The organism is Bradyrhizobium frederickii (assembly GCF_004570865.1).
GTDB lineage: Bacteria > Pseudomonadota > Alphaproteobacteria > Rhizobiales > Xanthobacteraceae > Bradyrhizobium > Bradyrhizobium frederickii.
Genome location: NZ_SPQS01000006.1, coordinates 304,577 through 321,377, shown reverse-complemented (window position 1 = coordinate 321,377; position 16,801 = coordinate 304,577). Strand labels below are relative to the sequence as shown.

Annotated in this window: 10 protein-coding genes; 7 read left to right on the top strand and 3 right to left on the bottom strand. The window is 65.0% G+C overall.

Annotated features, from left to right (window positions below):
* Positions 1-197: 197 nt before the first annotated feature.
* The 4 genes from E4K64_RS40285 (at position 198) to E4K64_RS13195 (ending at position 6,589) form a co-directional block, all read left to right on the top strand.
* Positions 198-365 carry a hypothetical protein gene (locus E4K64_RS40285; protein WP_164719030.1) on the top strand — a complete coding sequence of 56 codons (168 nt, stop codon included), beginning with the start codon at positions 198-200 and terminating at the stop codon, positions 363-365.
* Complete coding sequence (locus E4K64_RS13205; RefSeq protein WP_135163894.1) at positions 362-2,926, top strand: cation-translocating P-type ATPase; 2,565 nt, start codon at positions 362-364, stop codon at positions 2,924-2,926. The genes E4K64_RS40285 and E4K64_RS13205 overlap by 4 nt, the downstream gene beginning before the upstream one ends.
* Before the next feature lie 547 nt (positions 2,927-3,473).
* Positions 3,474-5,438: a TonB-dependent siderophore receptor gene (locus E4K64_RS13200; RefSeq protein WP_135163969.1), complete on the top strand. Its 1,965-nt coding sequence runs from the start codon at positions 3,474-3,476 to the stop codon at positions 5,436-5,438.
* 5 nt (positions 5,439-5,443) lie between these two features.
* On the top strand, positions 5,444-6,589 hold the full coding sequence (locus E4K64_RS13195) for a PepSY-associated TM helix domain-containing protein (RefSeq protein ID WP_135163893.1): 1,146 nt from the start codon (positions 5,444-5,446) through the stop codon (positions 6,587-6,589).
* Positions 6,590-6,920: 331 nt separating this feature from the next.
* Here E4K64_RS13195 and E4K64_RS13185 read toward each other — a convergent pair whose 3' ends face one another.
* Positions 6,921-8,660, bottom strand: a complete 1,740-nt coding sequence (locus E4K64_RS13185) for an ATP-binding protein (protein ID WP_135163891.1) — start codon at positions 8,658-8,660, stop codon at positions 6,921-6,923.
* A gap of 439 nt (positions 8,661-9,099) precedes the next feature.
* Between E4K64_RS13185 and E4K64_RS13180 the strand changes: the two genes are divergently transcribed.
* Positions 9,100-10,068 carry a catechol 2,3-dioxygenase gene (locus tag E4K64_RS13180; RefSeq protein WP_135163890.1) on the top strand — a complete coding sequence of 323 codons (969 nt, stop codon included), beginning with the start codon at positions 9,100-9,102 and terminating at the stop codon, positions 10,066-10,068.
* Between the two features lie 129 nt (positions 10,069-10,197).
* Here the strand turns inward: E4K64_RS13180 and E4K64_RS13175 are convergent, their stop codons facing one another.
* Both E4K64_RS13175 and E4K64_RS13170 read right to left on the bottom strand, forming a co-directional pair.
* Complete coding sequence (locus E4K64_RS13175; protein ID WP_135163889.1) at positions 10,198-13,716, bottom strand: molybdopterin cofactor-binding domain-containing protein; 3,519 nt, start codon at positions 13,714-13,716, stop codon at positions 10,198-10,200.
* Positions 13,716-14,198 (bottom strand): (2Fe-2S)-binding protein, encoded by a 483-nt coding sequence (locus tag E4K64_RS13170; protein WP_135163888.1) that lies wholly within the window; start codon positions 14,196-14,198, stop codon positions 13,716-13,718. Before E4K64_RS13170 ends, E4K64_RS13175 begins: the two co-directional genes overlap by 1 nt.
* 250 nt (positions 14,199-14,448) lie before the next feature.
* Between E4K64_RS13170 and E4K64_RS13165 the strand changes: the two genes are divergently transcribed.
* Both E4K64_RS13165 and E4K64_RS13160 read left to right on the top strand, forming a co-directional pair.
* Positions 14,449-15,906, top strand: coding sequence for a 6-hydroxynicotinate reductase (locus tag E4K64_RS13165; protein WP_135163887.1), 1,458 nt, complete (start codon positions 14,449-14,451; stop codon positions 15,904-15,906).
* On the top strand, positions 15,903-16,799 hold the full coding sequence (locus E4K64_RS13160; RefSeq protein ID WP_135163968.1) for a UPF0280 family protein: 897 nt from the start codon (positions 15,903-15,905) through the stop codon (positions 16,797-16,799). Before E4K64_RS13165 ends, E4K64_RS13160 begins: the two co-directional genes overlap by 4 nt.
* Positions 16,800-16,801 lie beyond the last annotated feature (2 nt).

Below are 16,801 nucleotides of genomic sequence, written 5' to 3'. Positions count from 1 at the left end.
AGGCAAAGCAACAAGCAAGCGGCGGCGGCGGAGTTCGCGGGATCAGCGACATCGCGTCTCAGGCAACGGTTTGACATTCCGCAAATGCGTGTGGAGGCCAGCCGGTACTGTCCGCCTGCATGATTGCCGAAGCAGCGTTCTGCCCTGAAGTCGATGGGTGAGGTGGGCTCCAGGTCATGCCAACTGGAGACACGGCCATGAGCATCATCTTCCGCATCCTCTTTGTCATTGCCGGCGCAATCACCGCCCTGTTCGTGGCGCGTGATGCCCTGAACTTCACCATCATCCAGACTTTCGTCGCTGTCCTGCTCGTGACGGCCATCGTGGGGGCTGGAAGTCTCTGGAGCCTGCGGCGGAAGACGTGAGCAAGGCAGAACGCGGCATTTCCGGCGGGCTGAGCGAAACCGAGGCTCGGCTGCGGCTGAAACAGGACGGTTACAACGAGCTGCCTCGGGCGGAGCGGCGCACGCCGCTGCGCATCGTTCTCGAAGTGTTGCGCGAGCCGATGCTCGCGCTGCTTCTGTGCGGCGGGCTGGTTTACCTCCTGCTCGGCGACCTCCGCGAGGCGCTGCTGCTCCTCGCATTCGGCGGCATCTCCGTCGTGATCACCATCGTGCAGGAGACCCGCACCGAACGGGTGCTGGAAGCCCTGCGGGAGCTGACCAGTCCGCGCGCGCTCGTGGTCAGGGATGGGGAGCGGCGGCGGATCGCGGGCCGGGAGGTCGTCCGTGGCGACCTTCTCGTCCTGGCCGAAGGCGACCGGGTGCCGGCAGACGCGGTGCTCGTCAGCGCGCATGATCTGGCGGTCGACGAGTCCCTGCTGACCGGCGAGTCGGTCCCCGTTCGCAAGCAGGCCGTCAAAACGCCGACGCCCGAAGCCGCTTTGGCCGAGCATCGCCCGGGCGGCGACGATCAGCCTTTTGTGTATTCAGGCTCGTTGGTCGTGCGAGGCGAGGGCCTGGCCGAGGTCGAGGCCACCGGCCCTCGCAGCGAGATCGGGAAGATCGGACTGTCGCTGCATGGCTTGCAGGCAGAGCCGCCGCGGTTGCAACAACAGACCGCACGGCTGGTGCGGCTTTGCTTTCTCGGCGGTGCGGTGATCAGCCTGGCCGCCGTCCTGCTTTACGGAACGTTGCGCGGGGATTGGCTGCAGGCGCTGCTCGGGGGCATCGCAATCGGCATGTCGATGCTTCCCGAGGAGTTTGCCGTCGTCCTCACGGTGTTCATGGCGATGGGCGCCTGGCGCATTTCAAAGGCGCGCGTGCTGACGCGGCGCGCCGCCGCGATCGAGGTGCTTGGCTCCGCCACGGTGCTGTGCACCGACAAGACCGGCACGCTGACGCAGAACCGGATGTCGGTTGCGGAACTGAGGCTGCGCGACGGGACGAGCATGAGCCTTGGCTCATCGCAGCCCGCTCCTGTGGGAGCAGAGTTCTTCGAGCTGGCGCGTTGCAGCGTGCTGGCGAGCTCGCCGCAACCGTTCGATCCGATGGAGAAGGCCCTGCATACGTTCGTGCAGGCGAAGCTGCCGAAGGATCAGGAAGCCGGCGGCGCTCCGACCTTGATACGCACCTACGGCCTGCGACCCGAGCTGCTGGCGATGACCCAGGTCTGGCGGTTGCCGCATCGCCAGGACGTCTTCGCTTCGGCGAAAGGCGCCCCCGAGGCGATTGCCCGCCTCTGCAAGCTGGATGGTGCGCAGCAGGAGGCGATGCGCGATTCGGTCGCGGCGATGGCAAAGAATGGTCTACGCGTGCTGGGCGTGGCCGCTGCGAGCTGTGGCGGCGAGAGTCTGCCGACCTCGCAGGAAGGCTTTTCGTTTCGCTTCCTCGGTCTCGTCGGGCTGGCCGATCCGCTTCGCCCTGGCGTCCCCGAGGCCGTGGCGGAATGTCGTTCGGCCGGCATTCGCGTCGTCATGATCACGGGCGACTATCCTGCGACCGCCATGGCGATCGCCGCGCAGGCCGGGCTCGACGTCAAAGAGGTCGTAACCGGCGCGCAGATCAAGCTCGCGAACGAGAGCGAGCTGGAGGCGCTCGTCAGGAACGTGAACGTGTTCGCGCGGGTCCTGCCCGAGCAGAAGCTGCGGATCGTTCAGGCGATGAAGCGCAACGGTGAGATCGTCGCGATGACCGGCGACGGCGTCAACGACGCGCCGTCCCTGAAGGCTGCCCATATCGGGGTCGCGATGGGCGGCCGCGGCACCGATGTGGCCCGCGAGGCATCCTCGATCGTTCTGCTCGACGACGATTTCGGCTCGATCGTCGCATCCGTCCGCCTCGGGCGCCGGATTTACGACAATCTCCGCAAGGCGATGGCCTTCATATTCGCCGTCCATGTTCCGATCGCGGGGCTTGCCCTGCTACCCCTGGTGTTCGGGCTGCCCGTGATCCTCGGCCCCGTTCACATCGCGTTTCTGGAGCTGATCATCGACCCCGTCTGCTCGCTGGTGTTCGAAGCCGAGCGGGAGGAGCGCGATGTCATGGCGCGTCCGCCACGGCGCGCCGATGCGGAGCTGTTCTCGTGGGTGTTGGTCGGCTGGAGCATTCTTCAGGGTGTTCTGGCGTTCGCGCTGATCGCCGCGATCTTCATCGTCGCGCTTCGTTCCGGCATTCCTCCCGACGAGGCGCGCACGCTCGCCTTCATCGCGCTCGTCGTCTGCATCGTCGCGCTGGTGCTGGTCAACCGGTCCTTCAGCGCATCGTTCCTGTCCGCCTTCTTCCGTCCGAACCCGGCATTGCTCTGGATATTCCTGGCGATCACGCTCGTTCTCGCCGCGGCTCTGTTCTGGCCGCCGGCGTCCAGCCTGTTTCGCTTCGGTCCCCTGCACCTGGACGATCTCATGGTGACGTTCGGCGCAGGCTTGCTGGTGCTCACCGTGCTCGAACTGCTGAAACCGATATGGGCACGGCGGTTGCGATTCTAGATCGCGACCGCGGCAGGTCTGTCATCGCGGCGCGGCGATGAACCGTTCAGCGTCGGGAATTCATGCAGCCAGCGGAAGATGCGCGCGAGATGCTGGCGTCATTTCATTAGAACGGATCTAGTCTACATGGATTCTACGATCCGAATGTCCAAAACACTTTGATTGTGCGATCGGAGTCTCTGCATGGTCGTCCCCGTGAATTCGGGGACTGGGAATGCTGGAATTTGTGTTTGACGCGCGCGCAACGAAGCGCGGACGCGTGTCGGTGCTGTGCGGTCTTCTCGTGCTTCCGCCGGCCATCGCGTTTGGCGGCGGTGCGCGAGCCCAGGGCGGAGCATCAGATATTCCGCCCGTCGTGGTCGAGCAAAGCCGCGCGAACAAGCGTCAGGTTACGACATCGCGCACGTCGCGATCTGCGAGTGCCAGAGGTGCGCGATCTCGTGCGGCAGGACCGGTGCCCCAGGGCGGTTCTCAGCCGGCCGCCGCTGTAGTGGAACGCGGTACGGATCCGGTGAAGGGGTTCGTGCCCGTCGTCAGCTCGGCTGCGATGAAGTCCGACACGCCTATTCTCGAGACGCCCCAATCCGTCTCCGTCGTCAGCCGCGATCAGCTCGATGCCCGCTCGGCCACAACCCTGGTCGAAGGACTGCAATATGTGGCGGGTCTTGCGGTTCAACCGGGCGGCAAGGACCCGCGCTTCGACAATGTCTTCATCCGCGGCTTCGACAACAACGGCTACGGTGCTTATCGCGACGGGCTTCGCGAGGTCGGCGATCCCAACTTCCTGTCGCTGTTCCGCAACGAGCCCTATGGCTTCGAACGCATCGACGTCATCAAAGGACCGAGCTCCGTCATGTACGGGCAGGGGGCACCAGGCGGCCTCGTCGACGTCATCAGCAAGCGGCCGCCCGAACAGGCTTTTGGCGAGATCGTCGGCCAGTTCGGCAATTACGACCGCTTCCAGGGCGCGTTCGACGTCGGAGGTCCCGCGACCAAGGATGGCACGCTGCTCTATCGCTTGACCGGCGTGTTCCGGGATTCCGATGCGCAGATCGCGAACTTCTCGAATTTCGTGAAGGACAACCGGACCTATATCGCTCCCGCCGTGACCTGGAAGCCGACCAACGACACCACTCTCACTATTCTTGCCGACTACACGCACGACGTGACCGGAAACGCGTTTCCGCTGTCGATGCTCCATGTAACGGGTGGAAAGATCACCGGTATCACCGCGCTGCCGCTGTTCCTCGGCGATCCCAGCTACAACAAATTCGACCAGGAGCAGGAGCGCGTCGGCTACCAGCTCGAGCATCGCTTCAACAACAATCTGATCTTCGAATCGAAGGCCCGCTACGGCCACAGCGAGCTCGACTATCGCTATCTGACGTTCATCGGAACTCCGCTCGATACGACCACGATCTTTCCACGGCGCGCGATGCGCATACAGGAGCAAATCGACACCCTGTCGACCGACAACCACCTGATCAGCAAGTTCAGCACCGGGCCGCTTCAGCATACCGTGGTCTCCGGCGTGGACTATCTGACGTTCAACATGACGGATCGGACCACTTCCGGAAGTGCGCCGTCGCTCAGCAAGATCAATCCGGTCTATAACCAGGCCATCGCGGATCCGACTGCACTCACCACCCCCTCGGCGAACCAGACGATCGACCAGGTCGGCGTTTATGTCCAGGATCAGATGAAGATCCAGAACTGGATCTTTACCCTGGGTGGACGGTACGACGCGTCGGAGCAGAACACCTACGCCTTGGCGACCAAAAAGACCACCGACACGAAGGACACGGCTTTCACCAAGCGAGGGGCGGTCTCCTATGTGTTCGATTCCGGAGTGGCACCTTACTATAGCTATTCGGAGTCGTTCTTGCCGACGCCAGGCACGGACTTTGCGGGCAGCCCATTCAAGCCGACGACGGCGCAGCAGCATGAGGTCGGCGTCAAGTATCAACCATCGCGCACCTTGCTGATGACGCTGGCGCTGTATGACCTGACGCGGCAAAACTCGCTCACGACGGATCCATCACATCTCGGCTTCTCGGTCCAGCTCGGCGAGGTGAATTCGCGCGGTGTCGAGTTCGAGACGCTGGCGCAGATCCTGCCCGGGCTGAATCTCGTGGCGACCTACACCAATCAGGACGTGAAGGTGACGCAGAGCACCGGGACCGACCTCGGCATGGTGCCGACGCTCGTGGCCCGCCAGATGGCGTCGGCCTATCTCGACTACACGGTTCAGGGCGGCAGCTGGGACGGCTGGGGCCTTGGCGGCGGCGTCCGCTACAACGGGCCGACCTTCGCCGACACCACCAACACTATCGTCAACGAGGGCTACGTCGTGTTCGACGCCGGCCTGCATTATCGCCAGCCGAAGGGCGTGAACCTGGCGCTGAACGTGAAGAACATCGCCGACCGCGTCACCCTCGCTTGCACGACCGGCGGCGGTTGCCAATACACCAGCCCGCGCACCATCACGGGCACAATCAGCTATCGCTGGTAGGCGACATGGTTCACGCACGCACGATCCGTCTGTGGTCCCGCATTCACACCTGGACCTCGCTGCTGTGCATGCTGTTCCTGCTGATGCTATGCGTGACAGGCCTTCCGCTGGTTTTTCACGACGAGATCGACGGTCTGCTCGAGGACGAGATCGCAGCTCCCGCCATGCCGGAGGGGACGCCGCATCTCTCGCTCGACCGCATGATCGCGGCGGCCCAGGCGCGCTTTCCCGGGCAATACGTCCTGCTGCTCAACTTGAAGCAGACCGAGCCGCTGGTAACGGTCGCGGTTTCGCCGACCGCCGTCCCGGCGCCGGGCAACTTCCATCGCCTCACGCTCGATGCGCGGACGGCGGATGTGCTCGGGGAGGAGGCGCCGCATCAGGACGTCATGGACATCGTGTTGCGGATTCACAAGGACATGTTTGCGGGCCTGCCCGGCGAATTGTTTCTCGGCGCGATGGGTCTTGTGTTCGCCGCGTCGATCATATCCGGTGTGGTCGTGTATTGGCCGTTCATGCGGCGGCTCGATTTCGGCACGATCCGCCGGCAATCGTCGCCTCGCGCCAAGTGGCTCGATATCCATAACCTTCTCGGCATCGTCACCGTGACCTGGACGATGGTTGTGGGTCTCACCGGCATGATCAACACGCTGGCGACGCCGCTGTTCGATTTGTGGCGTGCGCAGCTGATCCCGGTCTTGCTGGCGCCTCATCTCGGCAAGCCCGTGGCGCCGATCCCATCGGTACAGGCTGCTGTCGAGCGCGTCCGCGCGAGATTTCCGGATCGCCTGGTCACATCGGTGACGATGCCGACATCGGCGCGCTTTGGCAGCCCGCAGCACCTCGTCGTCTGGACCAAAGGCGCGACACCCTTTACGGCACGGATGCTCCAGCCGATGCTCGTCGATGCCAATGACGGCGAGACGATCGTGGCACCCGAGGTGCCCTGGTATCTGAAGTCACTTCAGGTGTCGCGGCCGCTGCATTTCGGCGACTATGGCGGGCTTCCGCTGAAGATCATCTGGGGGCTGCTGGACATGATCACGATCATCGTTCTCGTCAGCGGGATCTATCTCTGGGTGGCGAGGCGAAAGTCGTCGGCCCGCCGCAAGCCGGCGGACGCGGGCCGGACCGCGGCAGTTGGCATCTAGCCCATGGACAATCCCGCCCGGAACCTGCCTCGGGTTCACAGAAGCGCATGGGGCGTCTTCCGCTGGCCCCTCCTCGTCGGCGTCGTTTGCGGCGCGGGGCTCGGCCTCGCGCTGGTTGGAGACGGTGTTTGGGACGCTCTTTCGTGGCTGGCGTTGTCGTTGCCGGTCGTTCTGGGGATCTTCTGCTGGTGCAGCGCAGGTCACCCGCGCTGACTTCAGCGGTGCGCTGCCGAGCCGGGGCCCATCACTCCACGTGTATCGTGTTGCCGTCTGGATCCCGGCTCTGCGCAGCAGCGTTTCACGCTGCAGCGCGTTCGGGACACGAGAGTCGTTACCGCAGCGGCTTCTTCAGGAGCGAGAAGCGGTCCGGATCGAGCCCCATCGAGGGTTGCAGCATCGGGGCCTCCACGTTGGAGAGCGTTTTGGCGGGCGGGGCCGAGAACACCGGATCGTTCGGCACGTCGCGTTGCGAGGTGGCGCCGCGCCAGCGCTCGAGCACGGCGCTGACGAAATGCATGTCGTGGCCCGAGGTGACGGACGGCACGCTCGAGATGGTGGCTTCGCCGCGCGGCAATTGATGCGGCGGCACCTCCTTGAAGCGCAACCGGGTCGGCAGCGCGACGCCCTCGCCGAAGGCCAGCACCTCACGCGTGCCGAGCGAGGGCACGAAGGAGAGCAGATTCGCGGCGGCGTCCGACACCGCGGCGCGGAGCAGCGCCTGGTCGCGCTCGTTGGCAAGACGCATCGTGAACAGCGTGTTGCACTGGGAGATGATGGTGGCGTCGAGCTCTGCGGGGCGCTGGGTGATGAGGCCGAGATAGACGCCGTATTTGCGGCCTTCCTTGGCGATGCGCGACACCGCCTTGCGGGTCGGCCCGAAACCGATGTTGCGGTCGGCGGAGGCGTAACGATGCGCTTCCTCGCACACGAACAGTAGCGGCGAGACGCCGTCGCTCCACAGGCCGAAATCGAAGGCCATGCGGCAGAGCACCGAGACGACGGAATCGATGACTTCGGCCGGGAAGCCGGCGAGCTGCATCACCGTCATCGGCTTGCCGTTCGCCGGGAGGCGGAACAGATGGCTGATGACCTCGGCCATGGTGTCGCCGCCGACATTGGCGTTGTCGAACATGAAGGCGTAGCGCGGATCGTTACGCACCGCCTCGATGCGCGAGATCAGCTTGTGATAGATGATGCGCGACGAGCGGTTCTCGAGTTTGCCCATGCGCTCGTCGATCAGCGACATCAGGTCGACCAGGCGATAGGGCACCGGCGTGTCGACGGTGTAGCCGATCTGCTTGGGATCGATGCGCTTGAGGCCGATGCGGTCGGCGTTCTGGTATTGGGTGTAGACGCCCTTGGCCAGCGGGATCACCTCGGCGAGGATGTCGAGCTCCTCGGGCACGCCGGCGCGGCCACCGAACAGCACGTCGACGATTTCCTCGAAATTGAACAGCCAGAACGGCAGCTTCAGGTTCCGCGGATTGAGCACCAGCGCGCGGTCGCCGAAGCAGCGGCCATATTCGTTGTGCACGTCGAGCAGGAAGATGCGCAGGTTCGGGCGCGCCTTCAGGATCTCGTTGAGCAGCAGTGACACGCCGGTCGATTTGCCGACGCCGGTCGATCCCAGCACCGCAAAATGCTTGGACAGCATTTCCTCGACGTCGACATAGGCGACGACCGAGCGGTCCTGCTGGAGGAAGCCGACATTGATCTGGTCCGAGCCGGTCGGCGCGTAGATCGTGCGCAGCTCCTGGCTGGTGATCAGGTCGACGGCATCGCCGATGGTCGGGTAATTGGTGACGCCGCGCTGGAATTTCGGCTTGTCGCTGGCGTTGAGGATTTCGCCGAGCAGGTCGACCGAGGCGACCGCGATATAGTTGTCGCTGCTGGACAGGTTCTCGCAGGACACCTCGGTGATCATCGCGACGATGACCGAGCTGGCGATGCGAATGCTGACGAACCGGCCGACGGTTGCCCGAACTTCCGAGATGGGCATCTGGCTTTCCGCCAGCAGCCCGACCCGGGCGAGCGATCCGCGAACCGAAATCACGCGTCCAAAGGATGTCACGATCAATAAACCTGGCAAGAGCGAGGGATTTGTCCCGGACTATGCGCGGCCGTCGCTGGACAAACGGTTAAGCGTCAGGCGCGCCCGCTTCGTTAAATCCGCGACAATTCGGCAGTGAGATTTGTTTCCGAACGCGGACTTATGGGCGGAAACGGCAGGAAAATGCTGCAAATTCCACGGCTATTGGAGCAAAAAGCGGTTTAAGGAATATTTTACCATCCCGTCACTCAGTTCCCGTTTGCCGGCCGTTGGCCCTCGCGCACGAACGTCATCCGATTCGGTGGGGGCGTTTTGATTTGTTGACGAGACCTAATCATTTGTACATTAGTACAAATAACCGGCGGCCTTGGTGCCGTCTTCGGGTGGGTGAGCGTGTTGCAACCCTGCACCCGATCGCGCGATCCGGTCCGGCCGATCGCTAGCCGTGCTGGAGGAAGACATGCAGCCCGAACCGATCCTCGATCTTGCTCATCTCGGCCATATGGAGCTGCTGACGCCCAAGCCCGATGAGAGCCTGAAATTCTTCGTCGACGTCATGGGCATGACCGTCAGCGGCCAAAAGGGCGAGTCGGTTTATTTGCGCGGCTGGGACGATTACGAGCGCTACTCGCTGAAGCTGACGGCGTCGAAAACCTCGGGCATGGAGCACATGGCGCTGCGCGCGCGCAGCCAGCAGGCGCTGGAGCGCCGCGTCGCCGCGCTGAAAGGATCTGGCTTCGACATTGGGTGGATCGACGGCGACATGGGGCAGGGCCCGACCTTCCGTTGCCGCGATCCCGACGGTCACATCGTCGAGCTCTATTACGAGACCGAGTGGTATCAGGCGCCGCCGGAGCTGAAGCCCGCACTGAAGAACCAGGCGCAGCGCTTTCCGGCGCGCGGCGTCAATGTCCGGCGTCTCGATCACCTCAATTGCCTCGCCGTCGACATCAAGGCCAACCGCGAGTTCTTCGAGAATTACCTCGGCTGCCGCCTCACGGAGCAGATCGTGCTCAACGACGGCCGGGAAGCTGCGATGTGGCTGACGATGTCGAACAAGAGCTACGATTTTGCCTATTCGCTCGACCATTCAGGCGTGCCGGGCCGCTTCCATCACGTCACCTACGCGCTCGACAGCCGCGAGGAGATTCTTCGCGCCGCCGATATTTTCCTCGAGAACGGCGTGCACATCGAGACCGGCCCGCACAAGCATGCGATCCAGCAGACCTTCTTCCTCTACGTCTACGAGCCCGGCGGCAACCGCGTCGAAGTCGCCAATGCCGGCGCGCGCCTCATTCTCGCGCCCGACTGGAAGCCCATCGTGTGGACCGAGGAGGAGCGCAAGAAGGGCCAGGCGTGGGGGCTGAAGACGATCGAGTCGTTCCACACCCACGGCACGCCGCCGGTGGAGATGAAGCAGCACGGCTAGAGTCGCACATCCGACGTGTCATTCAGCGTCATTCCGGGGCCCGAGCGTAGCGAGGGAGCCCGGAATCCATAACCACCAGCCGGGGTTATGGATTCCGGGCTCGCCGCTTCGCGTCGCCCCGGAATGACATCAGGGGTTGAAGCTGCGCACCCGTGCGATCGTATCCCGCACGCCTGACCACGCCGGCTTGTCCGGCGCGAACTGCCTGCGCAGGAACGTGACGAGCTCCTCGATCTGCGCGTCGCTCATGCTGCCCTTGAAGGCGGGCATGTAGCCGAGATCGCTTGTGACCGGTTCGGCGATCCCATGCAGGATCACTTGGACCAGATTGTCCGCCGTCGCGCTGTGCAGGTTGCTGTTCAGCGCGAGCGAGGGGCGGCTGCCGAACAGCGGCAGGCCGCCGACCTCGTGGCACACCGCGCAGGCGCCCTGATAGAGCCGCGCGCCGGTGGAGGAGGTGACGGTGACCTGCGTTGCGCTCTCGAGCTTCGCGGCGAGAGCAGGCGCATCGGCGGCGGCGTCGTTGAAGGAATTGAGATAGACCGCCATCGCGCGAATGTCCTGATCCGGTAGGGCTCTGAGGTCCCTGACCACAGGTGCCATCGGACCGGCGGCGACGCCGTGATAGCGCGAATGGCCGGTGCGCAAGTACGCGAACAGCTCGTCCTCGCTCCATGGGATCGGCGCACGCGAGAGTGCGGTCAGCGGCGGCGCTTCCCAGCCTTCGGCAAAGCCGCCGGCAAGATAGGCATTGCGCTGCTCGGCGCCGAACGCGTTGCGCGGCGAATGGCAGCCGCTGCAATGGCCAAGACCTTCGACGAGATAGGCACCGCGATTCCACGCTTCCGACTTCGCGGGATCGGGTTTGAACTCCCGGGTCTGATGGAATAGCGCATTCCAGCCTGCAAGCAGCGGCCGGAGATTGAACGGGAAGGCGAGCTCGGTCGCCGGCGGCGTCGCGCGCACCGCAGGCTGCGCCATCAGATAGGCGTAGAGCGCCTGCATGTCGGCGTCGCTGGTCTTGGCGAAATGCGTGTAGGGGAAGGCGGGATAAAGCTGCCGCCCATCACGGTGCAGCCCGTCGCGCATCGCGCGCTCGAAGGCGGGATAGGACCATGTGCCGATGCCGGTGTCGACATCGGGCGTGATGTTGGTGCTGTAGATCGTGCCGAACGGGGTCTCCAGCGCGCGGCCGCCGGCATTGAGCGCGCCTCGAAGCGTGGTGTGGCACTCCGCGCAATTGCCGAGCGCTGCGAGCTGCTCGCCGCGGGCGATCGTCGCCGCGGAATAGACCGATGCATCCGGTCGCACGATCGGCGCGATGGCGCGCCCTGGCAGCAGCGCGGCGCCAATGCCGATCGCAGCAGTGCAGACCGCCGTAATTGCTGCGAAGATGCCGGCGCGCTTGGCGAACGGATTTTCCCAGATGCGAGACGGCGGCGGGGCCGTGGGCGCGGGCAGGGGCTGGGGCGCGAACGATGTTTCGCCGTGAAGCCCCCTCAGGATGCGCTCGGGCGTGAATGGCGGCTCGCGGAAGCGCACGCCGGTGGCATCGAAGATCGCATTGGCAATCGCCGCCGCACTCGGCACCGAGGCGGATTCGCCAACGCCGAGCGGCGGCTGGTCCTGCCGCGGCAGCATCAGGACGTCGATCTTGGGCACGTCGGGGAAGGGGATGATCGGATAGGCGCCCCATTCGCGCGCCGCCACGGCGCCGCGTTCGAACGAGACCTCCTCCATCAGCGCGCGGCTGGTGGACTGGATCACGTTGCCATGAATCTGGTGGCGCACGCCGTCCGGGTTGATCATCAGGCCGGAATCCTGCCCGGCAACGACGCGGGTCACGCTGACGTCGCCGGTGGTCTTGTTCACCGCGACGTCGGCGACCCAGGCCGACCACGCCGCGCCATAGCCTGGAAATTTGCTGTGGACGTAAAGGGCATAGGCAAAGCCTCGCCCGTGCACGATCTCGCCGTCCTTGTCCTGCCTCACAGGGCGTGGCGTCCAGCCGGCGCGCTCCGCCACGGCATTGACGAGATCAATTGCACGCTGGTCTTTCAGGTAACGCAGGCGATATTCGATCGGGTCGATTCCGGCCTCGGTGGCAGCCTCGTCGATGTAGGATTCGTGCGCAAAGGTGTTCGGCAGCGCGGAGACGCCGCGAAACCAGGATGCGCGCACGATCGGCGGCGTGTCGTGGGCGACGACGCGCATGTGCTCGTAGTCATAGGGCGGGATCGCGGTGCGATCGCCCATCTGGAGCACGGCTGGCTCGGGGGAGATACGGCCGGTGAGCAGCAGCGCCAGTGTGGGCGCGGCGTTCGAGGGATAGCGCGTGGCGAGGTCGTAACCGGCGATGCCGCCGTCGGCATCGAGGCCGCCATTGACGTCGATGAGCTGCGCGGTGCCCTTGGGCTCCCAGGCGTGCTCCTGCTCGCGCGACAGCTGCACGCGCACGGGACGGCCGACCGCGCGCGACAGCAGCAGCGCGTCGGCGGTGACGTCGTCGGCGCAGTTGCGGCCGTAGCAGCCCGCGGCCTCCAGGCGGATGACCTCGATCTCGCTCTCGGGCCGCTCGATCAGGAGCGCAAGGTCGCTGCGCAGCAGGTGCGGGTTCTGCGTGCCCGACCAGACCCGGATATTGCCGTCCTGAAAATCCGCGACCGCGCAGGACGGGCCGATCGAGGCGTGCATCTGATACGGCCAGACATAAGTGCGCTGCATCGGCTTGGCCGCGCCTGATATCGCCGCGCCAACATCGCCCTTGTCGATCAGCGTGCGCGGGGTCGATGGATTGGCGCGCAGCGCGGTCTCGACGTCCGAAAGATCGGTCAGGGTGGGCGTCGGCTTCCAGCTCACCTTGAGCTGCTCCGCCGCGCGGATCGCATTCTCCTCGCGCTCGGCGACGACACCGACGAAATCGCCGATGCGCACCACGGCCACGAGGCCGGGAATGCCGCGGACCGATGCTTCATCGACGCCGATCAGGCTGGTGCCGACGAACGGCCCGGCATCGACGCCGGCATAGGGCGGTCGCACCACGCGGCCGTGCAGCATGCCGGGCACGCGGATGTCGTGGACGAAGGTCAACTCGCCCGTGGCCTTGGCCGGCAGGTCGACGCGCGGGACGGATTGGCCGACGATGGCGTAGTCGCCGACGGGTTTGACCGCGACATCGTCGGCAAGCTCGAGCCGGATCTCTTCGCCGCCGATCAGCTCGCCATAGCTGACGCTGCGGTTGTCGTGTCCGCGCACGAGGCCGTCCTCGATCCTGAGATCGGCCTCCGGCAGCTCCAGCCGCTCCGCCGCGCGCGCGATCAGGAAGTGTCGCGCCTGCGCTGCGGCCTTGCGCAGGGGCACGGCGGTGATCTGGATGGTCTCGCTGGCGATGGTCGCGCCCTGGTTCGGCACCAAGGCGGTGTCGCCGAGCACGATCACGACGCGCGCAAAAGACACGTCCAGCTCTTCGGCGACGATCTGACCGAGTGCCGTGCGAATGCCGGTGCCGAGATCGACATGGCCGTTATAGGCCGTGACCGAACCGTCGGCGGTGATGCGGACGAAGGTCTCGGATGTAACCTCGTCCACGGTGCGGACGACGACGAGCGATCCCGATGACCCGGCTCCGTTCGAAACAGGGGAGGCCATCAGTCAGCCGCCTCGGTGAGCTGGCCCGACGCCCGCATCACGGCGCGCAGGATTTCGACATGGGTGCCGCAGCGGCAGAGATTGTAGCGCAACGCCGCCAGCGCCTCCTGTTCGGTCGGCCGCGGGTTGATCGCGAGCAACGCCTTGGTGGTCATGATCATGCCGTTGAGACAATAGCCGCATTGCGCGGCCTGCTCGTCGATGAAGGCTTGCTGCACGGCATCGGGCTTGTCGCGCGTGCCGAGACCTTCGAGCGTCACGATGTCGCGGCCGGCGCAGCCGCTGACGGGAATGACGCAGGCGCGTGCCGCAGCTCCGTCGATCAGGACAGTGCAGGTGCCGCATTCGCCGAGGCCGCATCCATATTTCGGGCCGTTGAGCGCGAGATCGTTGCGCAGCACGTAGAGCAGCGGCGTCTCCGGCGCCGCATCGATCTCGTGGATCCTGCCGTTCACGGTGAGGCGGATCGGTGTCTGCGTCATCCTGAGGTCCAAGTCTTGGGTCCAAGCCGCATCAAATTCGACATCGCGACGATACCGTTTGTACACAAACGTGCAAGCCATGCATGCCGCAGTGCAGCGCGACTGCCTTGTTAGTGGACAGAGCGGATAGGCAAATGAGGTTTTATGCGGCAGCTGCATCTTTTGCACTGCACCGCCGCTTGACAGCCGGAGGCGACCGCGCGCAACATCGTTCGTATACGAATGATAACCCGCGCCAGCTGGGTCCGACATGGTGACTGAAACGACGAGCGCCGCCATCGACAAGATCCGCTGCGATGCGTGTCCGGTGATGTGCTATATCAAGCCGGGCGCGGCGGGTGCCTGCGACCGCTATGCCAACCACGACGGCAAGCTCGTCCGCGTCGATCCGCACGTGATCCTGGAGCGCACCGTCTCGCATGGTGGCAAGCTGGTTCCGTTCAGCCGCACCGAAGACTGGGACGGCAAGATCGTCCACGAGCCCTCGACCTTCGTCACCGCGATCGGTGCGGGCACGACCTACCCCGATTACAAGCCGGCGCCCTTCATCGTCTCCGCCGAGGTCGACGGTGTCGACATGGTGACCGTGGTCACCGAGGGCATCTTCTCCTATTGCGGGATCAAGGTGAAGATCGACACCGACCGCTATCTCGGGCCGGAGACCGCGACCGTGCGCGCCCAGGGTGAGGCGGTCGGCCACGTCACCACCAGCGAATACGGCTCGCAGATGCTGTCGTTGGGCGGCGTGCATCATCTCACCGGCGGCTCCAAGAAGGAGGGCCGCGTCACCTGCGACACGCTGATGGACCTCGCCAATTGCAAGGCGGTCGAGCTCACCATCGACGGCGGCGCCACCGTGGTGGTGCAGGCCGGGCAGCCGCCGATCGTCAACGGCATGAAAGAAGAGCGCATGCGCGTCGGCTGCGGCTCGGCGACGATCGGCATGTTCGCCAAGCAATGGCACGGCAAGGTGGATGAAGTCGTCGTGGTCGACGACCACATCACCGGCGTGCTGAGCGAGCACCAGGCCGGTAAGCTGCTCGATATCGCCGACACCGGCATCAAGATGAAGGGACGGCGCTCGACGCCGGGCCGCTATTTCCAGGTCGCCGATCCCGGCACGGGGTGGGGCGGCACCAACATTTCCGATCCGCTGGCGATCCTGGGGCCGTTCGATGCCAAGGAGGCAAGACCCGGTCTGACCATGCTGATGGTCTCCACGACCGGTGAGCACTCGTCCTATTACGTGCTCGACGAGGCCTTGAAGCCGGTCGAGACCGAGATGCCGGCCGATCTGAAGTTCTCGGTCGAGCGCATCCAGGAGAATTGCGAGCCCGCGCTGTGCACCGTGCTGTTCATGGCCGGCGCGGGCGGCTCGCTGCGCGCCGGCGTCACCGACAATCCGGTGCGCTTGACGCGCTCGGTGAAGGACGCGCTGACGCGCGTCACCAGCGGCGGTGCGCCGGTCTATGTCTGGCCCGGCGGCGGCATCACCTACATGGTCGATGTGACGCAGATGCCGGCGGGCGCGTTCGGCTACGTTCCGACCCCCGCGCTGGTCGCGCCGATCGAGTTCACGATGAAGCTGTCTGATTACGCCGCGCTCGGCGGCCACATGGATTACGTGAAGCCGCTGTCCGAAGTGCAGAACGGCGACGATGTGCGGCAGCTGCCGTGGCAGAACCCGATCCCTGGGCCACGGGCATGACGAGGCTGCCGCAAATCGCATTGCTGTCTGACGGCCGGCGGCTGCATTTGCAGGATGGACCGATCGACCTGATCATCGAGGCGAGGGGGCGTGCGGACGCGGTCCGTGCGGCCTATGAGGCCGCGGCGCAGCGGTTCACCGGATTGCTCGACGAGCTCTGCGCGGAGCTGCCGGTGCTGCGCGCGGCGGCCGCGGCGCGGACCTCGCTGAGGGGCGTGGTGGCGCGCCGGATGCACGCGGCGGTCGCGCCCTTTGCCGCTGATGGCTTCATCACGCCGATGGCCGCCGTTGCCGGCAGCGTGGCGGAGGAGATTCTCGGCGCCATGCTGGGTGCTGCGGCGCTCGATCGCGCCTATGTCAACAATGGCGGCGACATCGCATTTCATCTCGGCAGAGGCGAGCATTTTTCGATTGGCCTGATGGATCGTCCCGACCGTGACGGCGTCATGCGCGCCATGCGGGTCGATGCGGATGACCGGGTGCGGGGCGTCGCGACCAGCGGACGCCACGGCCGCAGCTTTTCGCTCGGGATTGCCGATGCGGTAACGGTGCTGGCTGCAACGGCGTCACAGGCCGATGCCGCGGCGACGGTCATCGCCAATGCCGTCGATCTTCCGGGGCATCCTGCCATCGTCAGGCAACCGGCCTGCGAGCTTCAGCCCGACAGCGATCTCGGCGCGCGTCTTGTCACCCGGCATGTCGGTGAATTGTCACAGAATGAGATCGCAGCCGCCCTCGAATCTGGCGCGGAATGTGCACGTCAATTGTTCGATCGCGGCTTGATCGAGGGTGCCGTATTGCAGCTTTGTGGTGATATGCTTGTCATCGGACCTAAGGATATAGAAGAGCAACGAACGCGCCCGCGTCTGCCGGAGAACGCGGTCTGTGCCTGAAC